Source organism: Spirillospora sp. NPDC049652 (genome assembly GCF_040675125.1).
GTDB lineage: Bacteria > Actinomycetota > Actinomycetes > Streptosporangiales > Streptosporangiaceae > Spirillospora.
This window is the reverse complement of record NZ_JBFAOF010000978.1, coordinates 1-2,586: the sequence shown is the minus strand read 5'-3', so window position 1 is coordinate 2,586 and position 2,586 is coordinate 1. Positions and strand designations below refer to the sequence as shown.

The 2,586-nt window shown below is 68.9% G+C and carries 4 protein-coding genes; 1 reads left to right on the top strand and 3 read right to left on the bottom strand.

Annotated features, from left to right (window positions below; all coding sequences use genetic code 11):
- The 3 genes from AB0J52_RS35705 to AB0J52_RS35695 form a co-directional block, all read right to left on the bottom strand.
- The coding region (locus AB0J52_RS35705) for a hypothetical protein (protein WP_500187340.1) at positions 1 to 495 on the bottom strand (495 nt) is incomplete at its 3' end.
- Positions 496 to 545: 50 nt separating this feature from the next.
- Positions 546 to 830, bottom strand: coding sequence for a hypothetical protein (locus tag AB0J52_RS35700; protein ID WP_500187339.1), 285 nt, complete (start codon positions 828 to 830; stop codon positions 546 to 548).
- Between the two features lie 14 nt (positions 831 to 844).
- The gene (locus tag AB0J52_RS35695; RefSeq protein WP_500187338.1) at positions 845 to 1,840 is read right to left on the bottom strand and encodes a cyanobactin maturation protease PatG family protein; all 996 of its coding nucleotides are present in this window, start codon (positions 1,838 to 1,840) and stop codon (positions 845 to 847) included.
- Between the two features lie 374 nt (positions 1,841 to 2,214).
- Between AB0J52_RS35695 and AB0J52_RS35690 the strand changes: the two genes are divergently transcribed.
- Complete coding sequence (locus AB0J52_RS35690) at positions 2,215 to 2,478, top strand: hypothetical protein (protein ID WP_500187337.1); 264 nt, start codon at positions 2,215 to 2,217, stop codon at positions 2,476 to 2,478.
- Positions 2,479 to 2,586 lie beyond the last annotated feature (108 nt).

The following is a 2,586-nucleotide window of genomic DNA, read 5'->3' as shown; positions in this document are numbered from 1 at the left end:
GTACTGCGCGGTCGGCAGGTCGCCGACGGTCAGCAGCCGGTCCTCCACGGCCGGGTTGGGCGTGGTGTCCAGGTCCGCGGTGACCGGTGCCCGGACCGGCCCGCCGTCGCTGACCAGCAGGCCGATCTGCCCGTGCGGGTGGTCGTCGGCGGGCGGGCGGTAGACGCTTACCACGAAGACCCACCGCCTCAGGTAGGGACGCAGGTCCACCGAGAGGGCTCCCGGCGCTGAGCCGGGGACGGTGAAGCCGAGGGACAGGTCGCGCTCGATCGACCACAGGGCGAGCGGGCCCTGCGCGCCGCGGATGTCGGCCACCACCATCGGCCCGGAGCTCGTCGGCGGGTCCGTCCCCTCCTCCAGCACCGGCTGCACGTTCAGCCAGAAGGTGAGGGAGAAGGCCGCGCCTCCGGTCGGCCCGGCGGGGATCAGGGAAGCCGGGAGGACCGCCTGCGCGAAGGTCCGATAGCCGTCGAAGGCCAGGGCCATGTCGGCCACGGGTGCGTAGCGGGCGATGGAAGGACCGTGATCCGCCGGACGCGGAGCCATCACTGCAGGCACTGCCGGATGCAGCCGGCGACGGCCGAAGGGGCGCGCTCGATGTAGCAGGACGGGTCCAGGCCGCATTGGCCGACGAGCGAGACCGCGTTGGGCAGCCCGCATCCGATGAGGCAGGGCACCTTCGACAGGACACCGCCGAAGAGCCCGCCCAGGCCGTCGAGCAGGCCCATCGGGGCGACGGCGTGGCCGGGCGCGCTCGCCGGACCGGTCGCGGGGTAGGTGTGCAGGGACGGGCCGATGCTGTATTCGGCGGTCAGACGCGGGATCGTCATGACGTCTCTCCGGATCACGGATGGTCGTAGTAGAGGGACAGATCGTTCACCATGAAGGGGAACTGGCCGCTGACGTCGATCCGGGTGAAGTAGCGCTGGATCTGCGTGGTCGTCGTCGACGCGTAGAGCAGGATCACGTCCTGGATTCGACGCCCCGCCGACAGCGCGTCGGGATGGGCCTGGACGGAATTCAGCGTGAATCCGTTCAGTTCCATCTCGATTTCCTTCTTGTAGAGGGCGAGCGACTTGAAGGTGAGGTAATTGATCGCCCGGTGCTCGTCCGTCTGGCCCGCGTTGTCCGACAGCAGGGTGAGCGCGGAGAAGGCGTTTCCGGCTGCGGCGGCGACGTATTCCTCGGGCGTCTGGCCGGCGCCGCCCCCGGCGCCTCCGAGGTGGTCGCTGATCTTCCGCATGAGGTCGGCGTCCCCGGTGACCTCCGCGGTGATGCTGTTGATGAACGCCTGTCCGGTGAATCCGAAGACCTGGTTGCAGACGACGATGGGCAACTGCGCCCCGTTGCACATCCCCGGTGGCGCGATCGGGCCCAGCATGCCGATGACCAGGGCGAAGCTCACCTGGCCCGGGGCGGGCGAAAGGGCCGTCACCAGGCCCGTCAGCTCGACGTAGGAGCGCGGCTGCAGGATGTAGAGATCCACGTCGCCGCTCTGGAAGACCCAGCACATCTCCCGCGCGAGGTAGAGGTTCTGCCCCTGGCTGAGCACGGCGAACTTGTCGGCATCGCTGATCGTCAGGGTCTGCTCGGGGTTCTTGCCCCACGCCTGCATGAACTCCTTCTCGAGGTTCAGCGACGGGAAGCGGGCGGTCACGGTGCCGATCGCGTAGACGCTTCCGGGAGCCGCCGCGCCGGCGCCGCCGCCGCAACTGCAACTGCCCTCGGTTCCTCCGCAACCGCATCCGTCGGCACCGACGACCGCGACCGAGGGTTCGTGGAGTTCCGGAATCGCGATATCCCGTTGGGCCGGCTCGCTCGCAGTCCCGTTATCGGCCATAGAGAGGTTTCACCCCGTCCGCATTTGCCGTTCCTGGCGACGCGTTATGAGTCTGATCCGACTCAGAGCGGGAGTCAACACTGATTCCGGACATGGACATCCACCGAACACGGCGTACAGGATTACCGTTGAGCGACGAAAGGAACGCGGAGTTAACCGGGCAACCTCAGCGGCCAGTGAGCTTGGAGAGGCGACATAAACCGGCTCGGCCTGGACAAATGATGGCGGGATGTGGTCATGGCCTTCTGGCCTTACCGGCTTAGAGTGACGATGGGTTTGCGGACGTTCAGCGTCGGAATATCGCGCTCACGCACCGGGACGGCGCTCGGCCGGCTGAACGCCGAGAAGGGACATCGCCCGTGACACTTCCGCGCTTGACCGCCGAATGCGGCATCGGACCGGCCACCGGCACCTATCAGGGCCACGTCCCCGCGCCGGCCGGGCCGGCGGTCACGGCCATGGCCGTCGGCGACCACGGCTTCGGCGGCGACTTCGTCGCGGCCCTGGAGGCCTGCCAGCCCCCGAACACCCTGTGCGAAGGCCAGCCGGGCACCCCCGGCGCCGGCTACTGGGTCTGCTGCGAACCCAACACGCCCTGCGCCGTCGATGCCCAGGGCCGCCCCCTCTGCGGCCCATAGGGGGCCCATATGGCCTAGCGCGGCGACCAGGAGTATTCGTGTTCCGGACGGCCCGTTGCGCCGTAGCGGAGCGCCACGTGGACGCGGCCGCGCTGGGCGAGGCTCGCG

Bases quoted from the DNA above. Each gene is read 5' to 3' on its own strand.
- AB0J52_RS35700 (WP_500187339.1), bottom strand. From the start codon at position 830: ATGACGATCCCGCGTCTGACCGCCGAATACAGCATCGGCCCGTCCCTG.
- AB0J52_RS35695 (WP_500187338.1), bottom strand. From the start codon at position 1,840: ATGGCCGATAACGGGACTGCGAGCGAGCCGGCCCAACGGGATATCGCG.